The sequence below is a fragment of the Ruminococcus sp. genome, assembly GCF_019417665.1.
Taxonomy (GTDB): Bacteria; Bacillota; Clostridia; order Oscillospirales; family Ruminococcaceae; genus Ruminococcus_C.
On sequence record NZ_DXUU01000033.1, the window covers coordinates 1 to 21258 of the forward strand.

General features: G+C 48.8%; 17 protein-coding genes and 1 pseudogene. 12 read left to right on the forward strand and 6 right to left on the reverse strand.

Translation table 11 applies throughout. From position 1 onward, the window contains the following. The 6 genes and pseudogenes from QZ375_RS09305 to nadC form a co-directional block, all read left to right on the forward strand. Positions 1-408 (forward strand): annotated as a pseudogene (locus QZ375_RS09305) (helix-turn-helix domain-containing protein); the annotation flags it as partial. Between the two features lie 45 nt (positions 409-453). Beyond that, a complete protein-coding gene (locus tag QZ375_RS09310) occupies positions 454-1866 on the forward strand; it encodes a site-specific integrase (RefSeq protein ID WP_295218249.1) in 1413 nt (470 codons plus the stop codon). A 569-nt stretch (positions 1867-2435) separates the two neighbouring features. Next, a complete protein-coding gene (locus QZ375_RS09315) occupies positions 2436-4325 on the forward strand; it encodes an LTA synthase family protein (RefSeq protein WP_295218251.1) in 1890 nt (629 codons plus the stop codon). 21 nt (positions 4326-4346) lie between these two features. Next, positions 4347-4739, forward strand: a complete 393-nt coding sequence (locus QZ375_RS09320) for a thioesterase family protein (RefSeq protein WP_295218254.1) — start codon at positions 4347-4349, stop codon at positions 4737-4739. 426 nt (positions 4740-5165) lie between these two features. Beyond that, a complete protein-coding gene (nadB, locus tag QZ375_RS09325; protein ID WP_295218256.1) occupies positions 5166-6617 on the forward strand; it encodes an L-aspartate oxidase in 1452 nt (483 codons plus the stop codon). A 291-nt stretch (positions 6618-6908) separates the two neighbouring features. Then, complete coding sequence (gene nadC, locus QZ375_RS09330; RefSeq protein WP_365728770.1) at positions 6909-7754, forward strand: carboxylating nicotinate-nucleotide diphosphorylase; 846 nt, start codon at positions 6909-6911, stop codon at positions 7752-7754. 96 nt (positions 7755-7850) lie between these two features. Here the strand turns inward: nadC and rny are convergent, their stop codons facing one another. Both rny and QZ375_RS09340 read right to left on the reverse strand, forming a co-directional pair. Further along, a complete protein-coding gene (gene rny / locus QZ375_RS09335) occupies positions 7851-9437 on the reverse strand; it encodes a ribonuclease Y (RefSeq protein ID WP_295218260.1) in 1587 nt (528 codons plus the stop codon). Positions 9438-9656: 219 nt separating this feature from the next. Then, a complete protein-coding gene (locus QZ375_RS09340) occupies positions 9657-9896 on the reverse strand; it encodes a hypothetical protein (RefSeq protein ID WP_295218263.1) in 240 nt (79 codons plus the stop codon). Positions 9897-10124: 228 nt separating this feature from the next. Between QZ375_RS09340 and QZ375_RS09345 the strand changes: the two genes are divergently transcribed. From QZ375_RS09345 to QZ375_RS09360, 4 genes are all read left to right on the forward strand, one after another. Continuing rightward, the gene (locus QZ375_RS09345) at positions 10125-11657 is read left to right on the forward strand and encodes a CAP domain-containing protein (protein ID WP_295218264.1); all 1533 of its coding nucleotides are present in this window, start codon (positions 10125-10127) and stop codon (positions 11655-11657) included. Between the two features lie 288 nt (positions 11658-11945). After that, the gene (locus QZ375_RS09350; RefSeq protein ID WP_295218266.1) at positions 11946-12455 is read left to right on the forward strand and encodes a DUF4234 domain-containing protein; all 510 of its coding nucleotides are present in this window, start codon (positions 11946-11948) and stop codon (positions 12453-12455) included. 72 nt (positions 12456-12527) lie between these two features. Next, positions 12528-12953 carry a DUF2752 domain-containing protein gene (locus QZ375_RS09355; RefSeq protein ID WP_295218268.1) on the forward strand — a complete coding sequence of 142 codons (426 nt, stop codon included), beginning with the start codon at positions 12528-12530 and terminating at the stop codon, positions 12951-12953. Between the two features lie 148 nt (positions 12954-13101). After that, entirely contained in the window at positions 13102-13449 is a 348-nt protein-coding gene (locus tag QZ375_RS09360) for a type II toxin-antitoxin system PemK/MazF family toxin (RefSeq protein ID WP_295218270.1), read from the forward strand. 291 nt (positions 13450-13740) lie between these two features. Here the strand turns inward: QZ375_RS09360 and rpsT are convergent, their stop codons facing one another. Next, complete coding sequence (gene rpsT, locus QZ375_RS09365; protein WP_295218272.1) at positions 13741-14001, reverse strand: 30S ribosomal protein S20; 261 nt, start codon at positions 13999-14001, stop codon at positions 13741-13743. Between the two features lie 279 nt (positions 14002-14280). On the opposite strand from rpsT, the gene gpr reads away from it, so the two are divergent. Together gpr and QZ375_RS09375 are read left to right on the forward strand one after the other, a co-directional pair. Beyond that, on the forward strand, positions 14281-15135 hold the full coding sequence (gpr, locus tag QZ375_RS09370) for a GPR endopeptidase (RefSeq protein WP_295218275.1): 855 nt from the start codon (positions 14281-14283) through the stop codon (positions 15133-15135). Between the two features lie 213 nt (positions 15136-15348). Continuing rightward, a complete protein-coding gene (locus QZ375_RS09375; RefSeq protein WP_295218277.1) occupies positions 15349-16755 on the forward strand; it encodes an ABC transporter substrate-binding protein in 1407 nt (468 codons plus the stop codon). A gap of 122 nt (positions 16756-16877) precedes the next feature. On the opposite strand, the gene QZ375_RS09380 is transcribed toward QZ375_RS09375, so the two are convergent. From QZ375_RS09380 to QZ375_RS09390, 3 genes are all read right to left on the reverse strand, one after another. Next, on the reverse strand, positions 16878-18632 hold the full coding sequence (locus tag QZ375_RS09380; RefSeq protein ID WP_295218279.1) for a trypsin-like peptidase domain-containing protein: 1755 nt from the start codon (positions 18630-18632) through the stop codon (positions 16878-16880). Positions 18633-18784: 152 nt separating this feature from the next. Beyond that, positions 18785-20296, reverse strand: coding sequence for a HAMP domain-containing sensor histidine kinase (locus QZ375_RS09385; RefSeq protein ID WP_295218281.1), 1512 nt, complete (start codon positions 20294-20296; stop codon positions 18785-18787). 5 nt (positions 20297-20301) lie between these two features. Further along, a complete protein-coding gene (locus tag QZ375_RS09390) occupies positions 20302-21000 on the reverse strand; it encodes a response regulator transcription factor (protein ID WP_295218283.1) in 699 nt (232 codons plus the stop codon). Between the last annotated feature and the right edge of the window lie 258 nt (positions 21001-21258).

The following is a 21258-nucleotide window of genomic DNA, read 5'->3' on the forward strand; positions in this document are numbered from 1 at the left end:
AATGATTGGTGCGGTTTTTTTCAACTATCGCTTTTATTCAGCGTGTCCCTAGAATATTTTAAGGATATGGGGGTTCATATACGCATACTTGATATACCGACTACGCTTACTGACTTTCCCCCTGAGCAGATGTGGGTCATGGATATGATCAATGCGATTCTGATTGAGGTGCTTGGGAGTATTGCGGAAAATGAACGCCTGAAAATCAGGAGAAGGCAACGTGAAGGAATTGATGTCGCTATGAAGAAAAATGTCAGATTTGGTCGTCCGGCAATTACAAAACCGGAGAACTGGGACACTGTAGTCAAACAAATTGATGCAAAAGAAATCTCGGTTTCGCAGGCGTTGCAGGCACTTAATATTTCTCGTTCCTCCTACTATCGGCTCAGACAAAATAATCCATTTTAATCGGATATACAACAATACCATAAAATCACATAGGAGGTATCCGATATGGAACGAAAAAAGAGAAACCACAACGAAGGCAGCATTCGGGAACGGGCAGACGGCAGATTTGAGATTCGTGTCACAGCGGGCTACGATTTTGAGATTGGAAAGCCGAAACGCATCTCCTACTATGCCAAAACCAAGGCAGAGGCAATTCAAAAGCTGCACGAAGAGGAGTACAAGATTCACTTTCAGAAACACGTTGACCCGACTTCCACCACCTTTCTCGACTGGCTGCGACTCTGGCTGGAAACCTACATGAAAAACAAGGTCAAGCAGTCCACCTACGTCAGCTATCGGGGCTACATCGAAAATCACCTTGCACCAGCTTTCCCTACGCTCAAGCTGAAAGACCTCACTACAAAGCTCCTGCAGGACTTCTACAACTACAAGCAGAATACGCAGGGGCTTTCTCCTAAGACCATTCTGAATCTTCACCGCTGCCTGCACAAGGCAATGAATCAGGCGGTGCTGGAGCATTACATCGACTTCAACCCCTGTGATGCGGTCAGTCTGCCACGCAATAAAAAACCACAGGTCGAGATTCTCACCCGTGAGGAGCAGCAAAAGCTTATCTACACCAGTTACAAATATCGGTACGGCATTTTCATCCGTCTGACACTTGCAACAGGAATTCGTCTTGGTGAACTGCTGGGACTCCGCTGGGAAGATGTTGACTTCGGCAAGAGAATGCTCTCTATCCGCCGCACAATAAACCGTTTGCCCAAAGTGGATTACAACGGCGTGGGCAATTCCACAGAGATCGTTATTCAGGAGCCAAAAACAAAGAATTCTATCCGCTCTATTCCCTTGATTCCCAATATCGCAAGCGAGTTACAGCAATGGAAAAATGTACAGCAGAACGATGCCATGACAGCTGGTGCTGCCTATCAGGACTCCGGCTTTCTAGTGACAAATCCATTTGGCGGATACTTGGAACCCAGAACGTTCAAGGATGCCTATGATGAAATTTTGAAAGCCTCTGGTCTTGGGCACTACACCTTCCACGCACTCAGACACACTTTTGCCACCCGTGCCATGGAACAAGGCATGGACGCAAAAACCACTTCAATTCTGCTTGGGCATTCCTCGGTTTCGTTTACGCTGGATACTTACACGCACGTTCTGGACAGTCAGAAACAAGAGGAAATGAAGGTCATGGAGGAGTTTTTCACTCTGCCCAGTATGCCGCAAGTGCAGTCCTATGCAATCGCTGTAACACCAATGCCAAATTGCTTTCTGCTGAACCCTGTGGACTTTGAGGATATGAGTATCGAGGCGAACGATCTGCAATACGGTATTCAGTGTCTGCAAACCACCATTGCCCAGAAATTAGTCACAATGTACCCGCCCACGCCAACACCTGTGAACGAGATCGTTTTGCAGCAGGGTGAATTTGTGGTAATTGTCAATCTATAAAGGAAATGGAGCAGGATATGTTGTCCTGCTCCACTTTTCTTTTTTGATGTTTTGGGGTCAAATTGGGGTCAAAATCAATTTTTCTGTAAAAATGTAAAAAAATATAGTGCCAAAAACAACGTGTTTTCGGCACTTTTCTTGGTTGCGGGAGCCAGATTTGAACTGACGACCTTCGGGTTATGAGAAAAAGCGACAGCTTTTTCGAGGCAGGGCGACAAGACCGCCCCGCCTTGTGTAACCTTTCTCAATAAGCAAAATCTTGAAAACGTCCCAGTGGGACGTTTTCAACAAAATTTCCCTACAGCAGCATTCGATATCGCAATCATCTGACCGGTTCTTAACGGATTCTGCTGGGTTCATTTTGCACAAAATCAACGGAAATCTTTCTTGCTTTTCAATCCAAAGTTACAAATCCGGTGAAAATCCAATGAGTATTTTGTGAGAACTCTTGCGAAACAGGCGAAATTGTGCTATAGTAATCCTATATTGATCGCTACAGGAGCATTCCGGAACAGTTCCTGCTGTTTCCCGGGAATGCAGTTTGTTTGAAATAAAGGTGATGTCATAGCATGAAACAACAAAAGACATGGAGTGCACGTTTTTCTTCTCTGCGTGCATGGTGCTGGTCTGTCCATGAAAAACGGTCGTATAATACCCTGCGGTATCCCATGACAAACCGGATCTTGCTGCTGCTTTATCCGATTTTTATCGTCTGTATGGCGGAATTGAACCAGGACAAATATCCCAGCAAATTGGTGCTGTTCATTTCGGATCACCCTACCATTATGCTGTTCAATATTCTCATTGCAGCACTGATCTTTCTCGGTGCACTGCTGCTGTTTCGTTCTGGTTGGTTCTCTATGCTGCTGGAAAGCATTTTGTACATGGCCCTGAGCATTACAGAGTTGTTTAAATATAACACAAATGGCAATCATCTCATTATGACGGATATGAAGCTCGCCAGGAGTCTGAAAAGTCTCACGTCCTTTGCGTACATCAAAATCACGCCCAGGCTGATCCTCTATCTTTCTATCTGCGTGGCGTTTATATTGGCGGCGTATTGGTTCAATCCAAGGTTCAATGCCCGTGTGAAGCTGTCAAAGCGGCTTGTACCGGGGCTGGCGTGCCTGATTGCCTGCGTCATGGTGGTGACGGTGCCTTTCGTCTCAAAGCCGGTGTATGCCCTGTTCCAGCTGGATACCAAGGCGGCGGATAATACTTTTATTCTCAATGAAAAGTTCGAAAACAACGGATTCCTTGCCTTTTTCATGCAAACCGGGTCGGAGAACCTCTCCAATAAACTGGAAGAGCCGGAGGAATATCAGGAGGACAGTTCCCATCTGCTAGATCAATATCTGGCAGAAGAAGTGCCTGATTTGGAATTTGACAGCGGCGTAAAGCCAAATGTCATTGAGATCATGTCGGAATCCTTTGCGGATTTCCGGGCATTTTCGGATGAGCTGGAGGAACTGGGATATACAGATCTGGATCAGTATTATGTCGGTCTGGACGAGGCGGCTTCTGAGGGCTATGAGGGTACATTGATCGTGCCGACTTATGCCAGCTATACTGTCCGGACAGAATTTGAACTGCTGTTTGGGCTGCCGGTAAAATCCATCAATGACCCCAATATGCCCCAGAGAATGCTCCTGGAGCGTCAGCAGCCAACTGTGCCGTCTTATTATAAGAGTTGGGGTTATTCCACTGCCTATGTCCATCCCTTCCAGAGCAGCTTTTACAGCCGAAAACGGATCTATGGACAGTTCAACTTTGACACGATGATCTTCGAGGATGATTTCACCGTGCCGGTGAACACCTATGGGGAGTATATTGATGATAATGTGGTATATAACCAGATCGAAGCGCTCATTGATGCTACAGATGAGCCCCTCTATGTTCACGCTACTACGATGCAGAATCATCAGCCCTATACAGACGGGGACAGCGAGGACGAATTTGTCAACTATCTGAGCCGCTTGCAGCATTCGTCAAACGGTTTGGCGGATTTCCTGGATCGCCTTGCAGAAGTGGACGAACCGACCATCGTACTCTTTGTGGGAGATCATTTCCCATCTCTGCGCGGTGATGACGGCATTTACAGTCAGCTAAATATTACCAGTGAAAATTGCAGTACGCTGTATGAGCAGCGGTATATCCTTTGGAGCAATTACGACCTGAATACCAGCTTGCTGCCGGAGGAGGCGGTTTCCACGTTCTATGCGCCCTATCTGGTCATGGAACTGATCGATGCCCCCAGAGACAGCTTTATCCAGTCTATGATGAATGAGATGGAAACAGAGCCGGTGTATTCCACCAACTACATGCCCATGCAGGAAAAGAACGACAAGCTTGACACATTGACCTATGACCGCATTCTGGGCGACATTATTTCACCGAGTGCACTGGATGTGCTGCCCGATCCATCTGAAGAAACCATAGAATCCAGTGCGTCTGATTGATCAAAATGGAGGAGAATTTGTATGGAACCAATTACAATTGGCGCATCCGGCACAGCTTCTGTGACGGTTGATATGTCGAATCTGGCAATGACAGTGGGAAGCGGTTCGCTGCCCGTATTCGCAACGCCTATGATGGCTTCGCTCATGGAACAGGCGGCATGCAATGCTGTTGCTCCCTTTCTTGCAGAGGGGGAGACTACCGTGGGGACAAAGCTGGAGATCAGCCATGATGCGGCAACACCGCCGGGGCTGACGGTGACAGCTACTGCAGAGGTAACCGCTGTCAGCGGCAGAGAGATCTCTTTTCACGTGACAGCGGAGGACGGTGTCGGTGTGATTGGTTCGGGAATCCATAAGCGGTTTCTGGTAGATGCTGAACGATTTACATTAAAGGCACGGAAACGTGGAGAATAATTGCAGTTTTAGCCGCAGCCGAGTGCTGCGGCTTTTTGTTTTGGGTAGATTGATTTTATATCCCGTGAATCCGGCTTGTCATTGCAATACAAAGATACGGCACACTGTGTCTCTATCGGTCGTATTGCCTAGTATCAGCCGGTATCAATACCGCAAAATCGCTTTCATTTCCAACGTCTCTGCTTCAGCTTGTCAAAAATTTAACAGCTTTCGCCTTTCATTTTGCGCAAATTTCCGAAAACGAAGAAAAAGTAGTGACAAACCTGTCATCTTATGCTATACTAATATAAATCATAGATCCAATCATGACCCTCTGCCGGCTATGCGATGTTTTGCTGCCGCTGACAGGGAGAAATGCAGGTACAGATACGAATTCCAGGTGAAAATCGTATGAATGCTGGAATAAGGATAGGAAGCGTGAATGTTATGGAAAATACTTTTGACGTGATTATTGTGGGCTGCGGTGCCGCCGGACTTTATGGCGCCATCAATCTGCCTTCCACCTGCCGGGTGCTGCTGCTCTGTAAACAGGAGCTGACTCTTTGTAACTCTGCTCTGGCGCAAGGCGGCATTGCTGGGGTGTACAATTCTCCCCAGGATTCTGTGGAGCTTCACGAGCATGACACCATGATTGCCGGGGGCTTCAAAAATAACCCGGAAACGTTGCACATTCTGACTACCCATGCTGCACATGAGATCCAGACCATTCTGGATTTTGGCGTAGATTTCGACCGGATGGCAGACGGTGAGCTGCACCGGACACTGGAGGGTGGTCACTCCCGCCACCGGATTTTCCACCACAAGGATGCCACAGGGGCAGAGATCCTGGACAAGCTCATCCGGAAGGTCAAGACTCTGCCCAATGTGACCATTTTGGAACATGCCATGATGGTGGGGATGAAAAAGACTGCCACGGGTTTTTCTGTTAATGTACTCCAGGGTGGTTCTTGTACGGTTTACAGCAGCCACTTTATGCTTCTTGCCACCGGCGGTATCGGTCGTGTGTACGGTTTTACGACCAACTCTAAAATTGCCACTGGCGACGGCATTGCTTTTGCCTATGAAAACGGGGCAGAGATTCGGAATCTGCATTTGATCCAGTTTCATCCCACGGCATTCAATAATCGCCATACACGAGAGTGTTTCCTGATCTCTGAGGCAGTCCGGGGCGAGGGTGCATATTTGCTCAACTGCAAAAAAGAACGCTTTATGGATCGTTATGACGAACGGCTGGAGCTTGCACCTCGGGACGTGGTTTCCCATTCCATTATCCTGGAGAGCAGGGAGACGAATTCCGATGAATTCTACCTGGATATCTCCTACAAAGACCCGGATTTTGTCCGGAACCGGTTCCCCATGATCTACGAGAAAGTCATGGAACAGGGCTATGATATGACAAAGGAACCCATCCCCATTTTCCCGTGCCAGCACTATCTCATGGGCGGCATTCAGGTGGATACCAATTCCGAGACCACTGTCCCCAATCTGTATGCAGCAGGAGAGTGCTCGCACACAGGCGTTCATGGCAACAACCGTCTTGCCAGCAATTCTCTGTTGGAAGCTCTGGTGTTCTCCAGACAGGCGGCGCTGGATATTGCCAAAAAGCTGCCGGATGCACCGGAGACCTTTGAAGAAGCGATATTCCCGGTAAATCCTGATGCCAAAAAGCTGCCCAAGGGATTTCGCACGGAGATCCGCAAGATCATGCAGGAAAATTATTTTGTCATTCCCAATAAGGAAAGGCTCCCCGAGGGATTGGCTCGTATTACGGAGATTCGCAATCAGCTGATCTCTGAGCCTTATATTGTGGATGCGGATTATGTGGAAGCAAAATCTCTTGCCACAGTGGCGTATTTGATTTTGAAGGAAGTACTTTAATGTATTAAGAGAGAATTCAGAGGGATTCGCTGTAAATGTTCCACTGGAACGCTTACAGAATGTCACTGAATGAAATGGTTTTACAAGGCGGGGCGGTCTTGTTCGCCCCGCCTCGAAAAAGCTACCGCTTTTTCTCACCACCCTCTCCGCGGCGCAAAAGGATGCGCCGGGGTGTTTCGCCGCTGCAGCGGCGACCAGGGCTCCTCGCCCTGGACCTCGCCAGCATTTTTGAAAAATTGCTGGATCAAAAAACTTCATTGTCGCCTGCGGCAAAAAAGCGAAAGGAACTGCATTATGCTACAACAAACTTACATCGACCGGCTGATTACCACAGCACTGGATGAAGATATTCATTACATTGACGTGACCACAGACAATCTCCTGGACGACAGCCATACCAGCGAAGCCTATTATCTGGCAAAGGACAGCGGCATCCTCTGCGGTATTGACATTGCAAAGCGTGTGTTCGAACTGGTGGGCGGTGCGTTTGAGATGGACATCCGCATCCATGACGGAGAAAAGGTACAGAAAGGCGACATTATCGCCACCATTACCGGCAGCACCAAGACGCTGCTCAAGGGCGAGCGCACAGCACTGAATATTCTCCAGCATATGAGCGGCATTGCTACGGCGACAAACCGCTGTGTGGAACTGGTAGCCGGGACAAACGCACAGATCACCGATACCAGAAAGACTCTGCCGGGACTGCGGCCCCTGCAAAAATATGCCGTGACAGTGGGCGGCGGCAAGAATCACCGCTACAACCTGTCTGACGGCGCTATGCTCAAGGACAATCATATTGACGCATACGGCGGTATTACTCCGGCAGTAACGGCACTGCGCAAGAAGATCGGTCACATGGTGAAGATCGAAGTAGAAGTGCGCACTCTGGCAGAACTGGAAGAGGCACTTTCTGCTGGTGCAGATATCATCATGCTGGACAACATGAGCTGTGAGGAAATGACAAAGGCAGTGCAGTTGGTAAACGGCAGAGTATTGCTGGAAGCGTCCGGCAATGTCACTGAGCAGACCATCCGCAGTATTGCGGAAACTGGTGTGGATATCATCTCTCTGGGCGCACTGACCCATTCTGTAAAGTGCTTTGATATCTCCATGCGGATCTCAGAAAAGAAATAACATTAATTCTAATACGTGTGAGATATGCAACAAAAACGTCCCCGACACGGTTCACAAACCGGTATCGGGGACGTTTTTATATATTTTGATTCGGATTTATTTTGCGTAATCTACTACACGGCTCTCTCGGATCAGATTAACCTTGATCTGACCCGGATAGTCCATTTCGGCTTCGATCTGCTTTGCGATCTGGCGTGCCACCAGAACCATCTTTTCGTCATTGATGACTTCAGGTACGACCATAACACGGATCTCACGGCCTGCTTGCAGTGCATAGCATTTTTCCACGCCTTCATAGGATGCGCAGATGCTTTCCAGCTTTTGCAGCCGTTTGATGTAGTTTTCATAGTTCTCGCTTCTTGCTGCCGGACGTGCCGCAGAAATGGCATCGGCAGCCTGTACGATACATGCAATAGCTGTTTTCGGTTCCACATCGTTGTGATGGGCTTCAATAGCGTGAATGACCTCGTTGTTCTCATTGTACTTTCGGCATACATCCACACCGATCTGTACGTGAGAGCCTTCAATCTCGGCGGTCAGTGCTTTGCCGATATCGTGGAGCAGTCCGGCACGGCGTGCCAAATTTGCGTCTACGCCCAGCTCTGATGCCAGCACACCGCACAGCTTGGAAACTTCAATGGAGTGCGCCAGGACATTCTGGCGATAGCTGGTACGGTAATACAGTCGTCCAAGGAGCTTCACCAGCTCGTTGTTCACGCCGTGGACATTGGTCTCCAGCACAGCACGTTCGCCTTCCTGGCGGATACGGTGCTCTACCTCACGGCGTGCCTTTTCGACCATTTCCTCGATCTTAGTGGGATGGATTCGTCCATCGGCAATGAGCTTTTCCAGTGCGATCCGGGCAACCTCACGGCGCACGTGATCGAAGCAGGAAAGAGCGATTGCCTCCGGTGTATCGTCGATAATGATGTCTACACCAGTAAGGGTCTCCAGGGTGCGGATATTCCGTCCCTCACGGCCGATGATGCGGCCTTTCATTTCGTCATTGGGCAGTGTTACAACGGAGACTGCCGTTTCAGATACCTGATCTGCCGCACATTTTGCAATGGCGAGAGAAATATAGCTGCGTGCTTTTTCTTCGCATTCATCCTTGAGCTGCTGCTCGTAATAAGAGAGCTTCACAGCCTTTTCGTGGACAAGCTCGTCTTCCAGGGTGTTTAGGATGTATTCCTTTGCCTGATCCTGGGTCAGTCCGGAGATCCGTTCTAGTTCTTGGAGTTGATCTTCCTTGACAGCTTCTGCTTCCGCCAGCTTTTCCTCAGCGTTTTTCAGCTTTCGCTTGAGAGACTCTTCCTTGCGGTCCAGATTGTCGGTCTTTTTGTCCAGGTTTTCTTCCTTCTGTTGAATACGGCGTTCCTGCCGTCCGATCTCGGAGCGTCTGTCCTTGATCTCTTTTTCTGCGTCTGAACGGAGCTTATAAATCTCGTCCTTTGCTTCGATCAGAACATTTTTCTTTTTGGATTCTGCTTCTTTTTTTGCATCCTCCAGAATGCGTCCGGCTTCTTTTTCCGCAGAACCGATGGCAGCTTCTGCCTGTTGCTTTCGTTGTTCTACACCTTTTAAAATGCCCTTGCGGTATGCAAGCCATCCGGCAATTCCTGCGCCGATCAAAAGCGCAACCGCACAGAGGATCACCGTCAGTGCCAAACTCACTTCTTGCATCTCTATGCACTACCTCCTTATAACTGATTTGTCTATCTATACAACACAGCGGCGTTTTCGCCAAAGGGGCATGTGCGTCTCGTATTCACTTGTATTTTTCCTCAGAAATTTTTCCCGTTTTTTACCGGGCAGTGCCGTACCGCATACCCAGCAGAGGCAGGCAGTGCGCCCTTCAGGGTATTCTGCACCGTATCAAAAGGGAATATCGTAATTTCGTGATCACATTTCTCCGATATTTTCTGTCAATAACAGAAAAAGCAGTTCCAGCGTCATGTTGTGAAATGCCGCTGTTTGTGCAATCTTTATGGAAAACCGTCCACAGGTGAAGTTTGATTCCGCTGTGACCGGCATCTGTAATGAATCAAAACGCACACGTTTCAAAACGCAGCGTTTCCCGGCGAAGCGCTGCCGGGATTCGTTTGTAATTTGATACAACACTTTTATTTTACACTGTTTCATTGTACTTGTCAAGCTGTTTTGAGAAAGATTCACATTTCTTTTTTTGCGGAAAGGATGATTCATAGAAAAGACAGCCTGCCCCGGTGATTCGGATGACTGTGCGGATATTTTAGAAATCTGTCTTTCCGTCATTCTTAGGCGAAATTTGTGCAAAATGGCAATTGCTATACAAGGGAAAATATGGTATACTATTCTAAAGGAAAACGATACCTCAGAAAGGAGTATCTTATGAAACGTTTTATGACAAAGATTGCCGCTTGTATGATGGCTGCTCTGACAGCATTCTGTATCTGCGGTCATATTCCGCCGTGTTCCGTGCCGGTGGCGGCAATGTCTACCAATGAGACCGATGAGGATTTACAATTTTATGCCGATCAGGTAGTTGCTCTGGTCAACATCGAACGTGCAGCAGAGGGGCTGGATCCGCTCTATGCCGTACCGGTTCTGAACGAAGCGGCGGCTGTCCGGGCGGAGGAGTGTACAGAACTGTTTGATCACACCAGACCGGACGGTACGAAATGCTTTACTGTTTTGAAAGCGTATGGCGTTTCCTATATGAGTGCAGGAGAAAATATTGCCCAGGGCTATACTTCGCCGGAAGACGTGGTAGAAGGATGGATGAACTCTCAGGGACACCGGGAAAATATTCTGGACGCAGATTTTGACTGCATCGGCGTGGGCATTGCAAAGGATGGCGGCGTCCTCACCTGGACGCAGTTCTTTGTGGGAGGCAGCAATGTCACTGGGAAATATATGCCGGAGTATCAGGATACCACAATGACAACCACCACGATCACAACAACCACCACTACAACAACTACCACGACGACTACTACCATGATGCCTACAACTACCTCAACATCAGAAACGACAGAACCTGTGCGAGTTTATGTTGATTCGTATCCGTCCTATCTTTATGTAGGAGATACAGATTATGTCGATGCGCATTGGACTGGCGGCGGATATAGTGGGTGGCAGTATTGCGTATATTATTCGTCCGATGAAAGCGTCCTGCAAGTTGATTTTTCTACAGGAAAATTAACAGCAATTGCACCAGGAGAAGCGAGCATTATCATTGGTTCTCCGGGAGACAGCAAGACGGTTTATATTGAAGTTTTAGAGAAACCGGAAACGACTACTTCTACGACAATGACAACGACTACGACTACCACAACCACGACAACTACCACTACAGAAGAGCCCATGCGGATTGCGTTGGAATATTTCCCGTCCTATCTTTATGTAGGCGAAATAGACTATATCTCTGCATCTTGGAGCGCCAAAGGAATGAGTTCAAGAAATTCTTGTAGATATTATTCGTCTGACGAAAGCGTACTTTATGTTGATGAATTGACAGGAGAATTGACAGCGATTTCCCCGGGCTATGCCATCATTACAATTGGGACTGGGTACTCTGACGGCTCCACGGAATCAGTTTACATTGAAGTTTTAAAGAAACCGGAAACGACTCCTTCTATGACAATGATGACAACAACGACAACTACCACGACAACAACGACAACCACCACCACAGCAATACCTGAAGATCCCATTTATGGTGATGTGGATCTGGATGGCAGGGTTTCTCTGGTAGATGTCATTTTGCTGAACCATAAGATCGCCGGGGCGGTGCAGTTCAATGAAGCCCAGCTTCGGGTGGCAGACTGCTGTCAGGACGGCGAGGTGAACAATGATGATTCCCTGACACTTCTGCGGTTTCTGGTACGGCTTATCTCGTATATTCCCACTTCAGCATCGTAAGACATAAGAGTCTGTTTCGTATCTTTTTCCACGCATCTTTTTGGTGAATTTTGTTGCTTTCTACGTTGAAAATTCTTGCTGGACGAAAGCCCACCTGCGAATTTTCGCCTTGAAATCAACGAAAATTCACTCAAAAATCTACGCAGAAAAGTTACGAAGCAGGCTCTAAAATGAGACATTTTTTTATGAAATTGTGCAAATCCATTGACATTAACGGTGGATTGTGCTATAATAATTGAGAAATATCATGTGGCTGATTCAGCCAAATACAAAATGAGGAGAATACTTATGATTTGTCCAAATTGCGGAAGCAACAACCCGGATGGTGTGGCATTTTGCGCCAACTGCGGTGCTACAATCCAGAACAATGCGGCAAACAATGCAGCAAATGGAAATGCAGTACCGCCTCAGACACCGCCCCAGTTCACCGGAACGCCCATTCCTCCCGGCGGCAGCGGTATCGAGCAGCGGAATATTGCCCTGTCCATCATCCTTTCCATTATCACTTGCGGTATCTATGGTCTGTACTGGATCTATACCATTACAGAAGATACCAACCGTCTGACCGGCAATCCCAATGCCACTTCTGGCGGCATTGTCATCTTGCTGGGAATCGTGACCTGCGGTATCTACACATGGTACTGGATGTACAAGGAAGGCGAATATCTGGATCAGGTGAAAATGGCACGGGGAATCCCCTCCAGCAATTCGGGTATTCTTTACCTGATTCTCTCCATCGTGGGGCTGGGAATTGTCTCTTATGCGCTTATTCAGAATGAACTGAATAACCTGGCATAAATGGATCATTTTTTGCAATGAAAAGGGGCTGTACGACTCGTACAGTCCCTTTTGTGATAATCGGGAGGAATTATGGAAAAAAGCTGTTTTAGCACATTTTTTCGACAGTACCGAAAACAACTGAAAACTGCTGGGATTTTGGGAGCGTTGGGACTGGGGTATTATATTCTGACCCGGCTGACGCCATTCCGGATTCCGTGTTTGTTTCAGAAAATCACGGGATTTGCCTGTCCTGGCTGCGGTGTGACCCATTTTTGTATGCGTTTATTGCAGCTGGATTTTTCCGGTGCGGCAAAGGAAAATCTGGCGATCGCAGTGCTGCTGCCGATCTGGGTGGGAGCGATTCTCATTCGGGTGATATGGCATCCCAGATGGCTGCAAAAAAACAGCCGTGGGGAAAAAATACTGCTCTGGGGCAGTATTGCAGTGCTTTTGGTGTTCGGTGTGGTGCGCAATTTGCCAGGCATGGAATTTTTGCTGCCGTCTTATCGGCGATAGGAACGCACTTTCTCCTCCAGGAATATGATGGAGCAAACGCTGGATGCGTTTAAAATGTTCGGGAACGGGCATACTAACAGCGAACCGGCAAGCGGCGATAGCGCCGGCGTTGCATTACGGAAACCATCATGAATAAGGAGGGATTCCCATGCTGGTCAAGCGTGGCGAAATTTATTATGCAGATTTAAGCCCGGTTGTGGGCTCGGAACAGGGCGGTGTCCGACCGGTACTTATCGTACAGAATGATGTCGGAAACCGGCACAGTCCCACTGTGATCGCAGCGGCGATCACTAGCCGGAAGGATAAAGCGAAGCTGCCCACCCATATTGACGTTCAGGCGGCGACCTGCGGACTGACAAAGGACAGTGTGGTACTGCTGGAACAGATCCGCACACTGGATAAACGGCGGCTGAAAGATCGTATGGGCGAACTGGATGAACCGTCTATGACAAGGGTAGATCACGCTTTGCAGGTGAGTTTCGGCTTGCCGCTATAAGAGCCTGTTCAGCACCTTTTCGCACATGTCCTTTCGGTGAATTTTACTGCTTTCTGCGTTAAAAATTCTTGCCGGGCGACAGCCCGCCTGCGAATTTTCGCCTTGAAATCAGCGAAAATTCACTCAAAAATCCATGCACGACAAGATACTAAACAGGCTCTAAGCGCCGGACAGCAGAAAATCCATACAAAATCGGGCGGATGATATCCGCCCTTGCATTTTTATTGCACAAAAAGAGCGTACACCAGATGGTATGCGCTCTGATTTGTTATTTGGCTTTGACAGTAAAACTTAGCCAGCTGCGTTCAGCTTCTTCGCCAGCTGAGACTTCTTGCGGGCAGCAGCATTCTTGTGCATCAGACCCTTTGCACAAGCTTGGTCAACACGCTTGATTGCTGCGCGTACTGCAGCTTCCTTGTCAGCAGCGTTTGCTGCACATGCAGTATCAGCCTTCTTAATCATGGTCTTCAGGTTGGACTTGCGAGCCTTGTTAGCAGCAGTCTTTGTAGCGCTTACTTTTACACGCTTCTTTGCAGAACGAATATTCGGCATAGTTAAAATCTCCTTTTCAGATAATATGGTCGGAATTTCCTCGAATAACCGGAAAGTTGTCGTCATACACTAAAAACAGCATTGACACGGTACCGTCTTTAGCTGGAAAAATTCCCTTGCAGATGGAACGACCAAATGCTGGTGCTCTCCGAGAGAACACCGTGACTAAACTTTATTATACCACAGAACACGCCAAAATGCAATAGGTATTTTCGAGGAAGCCGACAATGTTTTGACGTGAAAAGCCAGCAGATTGCACAAAAACAGGAGGTTTCTCACATGGATGCCATTCGTACTGACCTTGCCGTAGAGCGTACTGCCGCTGCACCGGAGTTGCCCGGCGTGACACAGGAAACACGTGGAAAGACTTTTTCTATCACAGAGATCCGCATCAAGAACGACACCTGCGGTGCACCGATCGGGAAACCGGCAGGCCGTTATGTGACGCTGGAGGCAGAGGTGCTCTCACGGAACAGTGCTCAGTATGAGGAGATGGCGGAGGAACTTGCCACTGAACTGGAGCGATTTTTGCCGAAGGAGGGATGCGTTTTCGTAGCCGGACTGGGAAATCGTGCCATTACGCCGGATGCGCTGGGACCTCGTGTGGCGTCGAAAGTGTTGGCAACACGTCATCTGCGCACGGCGCTCAGTGAGGAGGAACTGGAATATCTGCCGGAACTGCGCCCGGTATGCGTTCTTGCCGGGGGCGTTTTAGGGCAGACCGGTATGGAATCGGCGGAACTATTGGAGGCAGTCTGCCGTCAGGTGCAGCCGGCAGCAGTTGTGGCAGTGGATGCCCTGGCATGTGCAGAGCTGTCCCGTTTGGGAACGACGATCCAGATGAGTGACAGCGGCATTTCGCCGGGCAGCGGCGTAGCAAATCACCGTGCGGAATTGTCAAAGCGCACACTGGGCGTGCCAGTAGTGGCGCTAGGGGTGCCTACGGTGGTGGATCTGCACACGGCGGTGCAAGGGATCTACGGCAAGAGTGTACCGAAAAATCGTCCCAATATGATGGTGACGCCCAGAGATGTGGACAGGCTCATTGATCATGCCGGGGATTTGCTGGCTTGTTCGCTGAATATGGCATTGCATCCCGGTATGACCTTTGCACAAGCAGAGGGACTGGGATAAAAACTATAGCGTAGCATCGAAGAATATTCCTTCTTCCATCTTTAAAAAACGTCATTGCTGCCTGCGGCGGTTCGTTTTTATTTGTGATCACTGCTCCCTTGTGAATATTCACGGAAATTGTCTCTGAATCTCGTGCAATTTGTGACTTGCGCCGACACCTGAAAATATGCTATAATAATTATGTACGTTTGCAGAAAGGAGTTGGTGTGATTCATGAAAAAATATGCAAGAATTGCGCTGAGTTGTTTGCTCGCCGTTGTACTGTCTGCGCCTCTGGCTGCCTGCGGTTCGGGAGAAGAAGCGGATAAGACCCCGAAAAAGGATATGTCCGCTACTACCCGTGAGGAATTGGCAGAATTGGCAAAGTCAGATGAACGTCTGACGGGTGAACTGGAGAATAAAACCATCAAGTGGATGTCCGACTGGGACATCAATTCTGATGATACGGGAAAAACAACACCGATTGAGCTAGCGATCTTTCAGGAACGCTATGGCGGTGAGATCGAGTGGCATCAGACTACCTATGGCGCACGCTATGATAACCTGGCAAATGCCATCAATAGCGATGAGGGTGTGGACTTCTTCTACGGCGGCAACTGGGATGCATTCCCAAAGGGTGCTGTCCGGGGGATGTTTGTGCCCTATGACGATTATATTGACCTGGATTCTGAACTGTGGGAAGATGTCAAGGACGCCAATGATTCCATGATCTGGGATGGAAAGCACTATATGGCTGTCGTTGAAGTTACCGGCGATAATTGTGTTATTATTTATAATCGTAAGACCATGGACGAAAACGGTCTGGATGACCCGGCAGAGTTGCTCGAAAAAGATGAGTGGACATGGGATGCCTTTGAGGACATGCTGGAGGAATTCGTGGATACCTCTGAGGAACGCTATGGTATTGACAGCTGGTATTTTGAATCCGGTTTGTCTGCTTCTACTGGCGTGCCGTATATTGGCATGGAGGACGGCAAGCTGGTGAATAACCTGCGAAATGAAGCCATTGAGGATTATCAGAATTGGATGTACGGGCTGTGGCAGGCGGACTATATTGCTCTTGGTGTTGGTGACTACGGCTGGACATCCCGTGATTATTACATTGGTGAGGGCAAGCTGCTGTTCTATCCCTGCGGTCTGTGGGCACTGGGAAATGAAAAGTCGCAGTGGTCCAAGACATTCGGTGAGGATGTATTCTTCGTGCCTGTGCCGAAATATGAAAAGGCCGATGCGTACTATATCCCCACCAGTGTCAATGCTTACTGTTTCGTAAAGGGCGGCCATAATCCAGAGGGCGTCGGCAAATTCCTGGATTGCTTCCGGTTCAGCAAGATCAGCGATGGTGCACAGGAGATCAGTGACGTGCAGTTTGTCAGCGATTATGAATGGACAGACGAAATGATCGAGATGAAGAACACCATGAATGAAATGGCGCTGGAAAATCCGGTATTTGATTTCTATAATGGCATTTCTTCCGATGTTACGGATGTGCTCGACAGCAGCGTCAACGGCATTCGTGCGACTTCCAGAGGCGTGCCGTGGAATGAATCTGTCAATGCCATCTATGACCAGGTGCAGAATTATATTGACGAGGTCAATGAGAATCCCACGGTGGGTTAATCCTGTTGATAACAACAAAAAGGGACTGTTGCAGACAGTCAAAATCAAACGGTGAAACAATGCGATGCAAATACTGCACCGACCACCGGGATTTTGCTGTTTTGCAACAGTCCTTTTATGTATCAATAATTCCCCGAAGTATCCTCCATCAGCTTGCACCGGATGGTGAATTCCTCAAAAGTACCGTCTGCATGATAGCGGCGGCAGCGTGCTTCTATCTCGTCGCCGGCTTTCAGGTCGGCAATGGCAGCGCACAGACTGTCATAGTTGCTGACCGCTTCGCCCTGTACAGAGAGAATGACATCATTGGGCTGCAATTCCGTGTTAGCAATGTCACAGTCTGATGCGACCTCCGTGACCCAGATGCCGCTGAGATCATCGGGAATTTCTTTCATGCCGATCTCATCCGCAAAGCCCAGCTGTACTTCTTCGATTTCTAGGGAAATAAAGGTGATGCCCACACGAACACGGTCAGAAACATGCCCGTTTTCAATGAGATCTTCTACAATGGGCAGTACCTCATTGATGGTAATGGCAAAGCCCAGTCCCTCATAGCTGGAGCTGACATATTTGGAAGAAGTGATGCCGATGACCTGACCGTACATGTTGACCAGCGCACCGCCGGAATTGCCCGGGCTGATGGCAGCATTGGTCTGGATGCAGTTCATGTCATAGCCTGTGGCATCGGAACGAATCTGGCGATTCAGCCCGGACACAATGCCGTTTGTCACAGAACCGGTGAGCCCTGCCGGGTTGCCGATTGCGACAACTGCTTCTCCAAGGACGACTTCGTCGGAATTGCCCATGGTTGCCGCCGGGAGACTCGTTGCCTCAATTTTAATGACAGCAAGGTCTGTTTTGGCATCACTGCCCACCACCTGAGCGGCATATTCGTTTTCGTCCGATGTGATGACACGGAATGATTTTCCGTTGGTCAGTACATGGGCATTGGTAATGATATATCCATCCTCGGAGAGAATGATGCCAGAACCAGTGCCGCTGAGCATGGTGCTGTTGGCATCGCCGTAGGTGTCGATTTCCACAATGGACGGTCGGACGGCAGCTGCCACGCCTTCCACGGTATAAGCGCCGTTTTCGTCTACATTTTCCGCAGAAGTGTCCAGATCAGGCTTATCCTGCTGTTGGATCACGACCTCTGCACCGGATTTAGCAGCATCCGTTGTCTCCGTCTGGCTGGTTGTCTGTACGGCATTGGTATCACCCCGGCGGAATGCCATGATGTCGCTGCCGATGCAGTAAAGCAGCAGCGCTGCCATGAGACCTGCAACGATCTTCAGCCAGAATGCGGCACGTTTGTCCTTCTGCGCCGCTGTGATAGATGGTTTTTCCGGTGTCTGCGGCGGCACTTGGGGCGGTACCTGCCAGTTGCCATAATGGGGCTGCTGGTCCTGGTACCAGTTCATAGGACCTTGGGGCTGGGCTTCCCAGCCGTGTACAGGCTGCCCCATGTTCGGCTGAGGCGGTATGGGATTCTGCGGCGGAACAAATCCTTGCGCCGGCTGTTGAAACTGCGGCGGTACAGAATTATGAGGCGGTACAAAACCCGGATTCGGTCGCTGCACATAGGGCGGCACAGGATTTTGGGGTGGGATATAGCCTGGCTTTGGCTGCTGCATTTGAGGTGCTGCCGGCTTTTGCGGTGGAACATATCCCAATGCCGGCTTCTGTACCGATGGTGCAGGCTGTCGGGGGATTGTATGACTCGGTGCAGGCGGAGGTGTTGATGTTGCCGCAGGTTTTGTTCCAGTTCCCGGCAGTGCCTCTGTCGGCCATTTGTGCTGGGGCGGTACTTCTGGCGGTACGGCAGTCTGTGGCGATTCTGGCTGCATCAATGGCTTCTGTTCTTCTTCCTGCATCTGGCAGACGCTCCTTTCAAGTGTGTTGCGGCGGTAATACAAAATATATCAAAAGCAGTGTTTGCCGCCTTATGAAAAAACGGACAGAACCGGCACCTTTCTGCCGGAATACCGTCCGCTTGTTATGAATGTGATGGCTTTGGCAATCCGTATTACGACGGGTTGTCTGTTTCCTCTTCTTCCGGCAGTTCCATATGGGGCAGGCGTACTTCGAATTCCGTGTATACATGCTCCTCGCTGCGCACCTGGATCTGGGCGTGGTGGAGATGGATGATACGTCGGGTGATATCCAGCCCCAGCCCCAGTCCGGTTTTGTCCTGGCTGCGGGAAAAGTCGGATTTATAGAATCGTTCGAAAATCTTCGGCAATTCTTCTTTGGAAATGCCGTTTCCGGTGTTGCGGATGGCAAACACCCATTCGTTGTCCTTGTCAGTGAAGGTAAAGGAGATCGTTCCTCCATCGTTGACAAATTTTACGGCATTTTCCACCAGGTTATAGATCACCTGACCAATGAGATCCGGGTCGGCGCAGACACGCACCGGTGGACTATCCAGACCTTCAATGGCGATATTCCGTTTTTCCAGGCGGTTTTCGAACATGAGTACTGTCCGGAATGCTGTATCGTTCAATGTGAACATCCGGTAATTCAACTGAATCGTCCCGGCGTCAAACTTTGTCAGATTCAGCATGGAAGTAACCAGCATTTTCAGCCGTTGGACTTCCTGAGAGACAATGGAAAGATATTCCATGCGCTTATTTTTGGTAACCGTACCGTCCAGTATGCCTTCCACAAAGCCGCTGATAATGGTCATGGGCGTCCGCAGCTCGTGTGAGACATTGGATACAAACTGCCGGCTGGATTCTTCTGCACGCTGTGCCTGGCTGCTGATCGTCTCTGCCAGTATGGCGATCTCCTCCAGCTCTGTTCCGGCGTATTTTTCCGGTGAAAGAGGCTGACTATAGTCACCCTGGGCATACTGTTTCATAGAAGTCAGAAGCTGATCCAGTTGTTTTGATTTGACATGGATGGAGTATAGGATCAGCACGATGGAAACAAGAAGCAGTCCCACGACCAGAAGGATCCCGGTAAATATCATATCCGATGTGTAGACGTTCAGCGGTTTTGTAAAGGAACTGGAAAACAGATAATAAGTTTTTGTTTCGCCGTTTTCTGTTAGTGTCAGCGTTGTACCGCGGCAGAGCATAGGCTCTGCAATAGAACGGTCAAATTTTCCGGCAGCATGGTCTGTCAAATAAGTGCCTTCTTTTTCCATCACGCTGCGGATCGCTGTATCCAGTACCAGATCATCCGCCTGCTGTTCTGTATTCCAGCTGCAAAGCAAACACTGCCCTTCTTCATTGAAGAGATAAATAAAGATGTTCAGCTGCTCGGCAATTTTGTTGATCTGGGCGGGGATATAATACTGCAGCATATCTTCGTTGGGGAATTTCCGGTTGTGTTCCACAATATCACTTGTCATGATATCGCAGGCACGCAATGCATTATTGTAATAATCCCGTTTATAGCGGCTGATGGCGTAACCAAGAGTCACCATAACTGTCACGATCAGCAGGAATACCACCAGCAGCAGACGAATAAAGAAAGTCTGCCGCATCCGTCTCCGGCGCATACGTTGCGTACGGGTAGTTTCTGGTATTTCCACAGAACTTATTCGTCTTCCTCGGATTCGAACTTATAGCCGACGCCCCATACAGTCTTGAGAGACCATCTGTCGGAAACGCCTTCCAGTTTTTCACGCAGACGCTTGATGTGTACGTCGATGGTACGGGAGTCACCGTAATACTCAAAGCCCCATACCTCATCCAGCAGCTGGTCACGGGTGTATACACGGTTCGGGTTGGATGCCAGATAGAACAGCAGTTCCAGTTCTTTTGGCGGTGTATCAACGACCTTGCCGTCTACACGCAGCTCATAGCGGGTCATATTGACGGACAGCTTGTCATAGCGGACTTCCTTCACTTCGGATTCTTCCGGAGAATTGCCGATTCTTCTTGCGATCGCCTTGATACGTGCAATGACTTCTTTGGTATCGAAGGGCTTTACTACATAGTCATCTGCACCCAGTTCCAGACCCAGTACCTTATCAAAAGTGTCGCCTTTTGCGGTGATCATAATGATCGGCACGCTGGACTTTTTGCGCACCTCACGACATACCTGCCAGCCGTCAACGGTGGGCAGCATAACATCCAGAAGAATAATATCCGGCTTCAGTGCATTGAACTTTACCAGTGCCTCTTCGCCGTCATAGGACAGTATTACGCTATATCCCTCATTTTCCAGATACATCCGCAGCACGTCACAGATATTCGGGTCATCATCCACAACAAGAACTTTTTCCAGTGCCATAATTTTCACGCCTTCCTCATTTTTTATAATGTAATATTTGTTTTTTCTGGACCATGCCCAGACGGGGCAGATCCTCAATTCCCTCCGGCATTGTCGAAATACGCCGGTTTCCTTGCAATTCCATTATACTATAAGTATGTGTTTGACAAGTGTATATATGATGTATATTTTATGTTCTAAATGTAAAATGTGAAGAATGTAAAATTACAGCGTGTATTAGTTAGTTTATTTTTTGCCAAATCAATTGCACTTCGCATT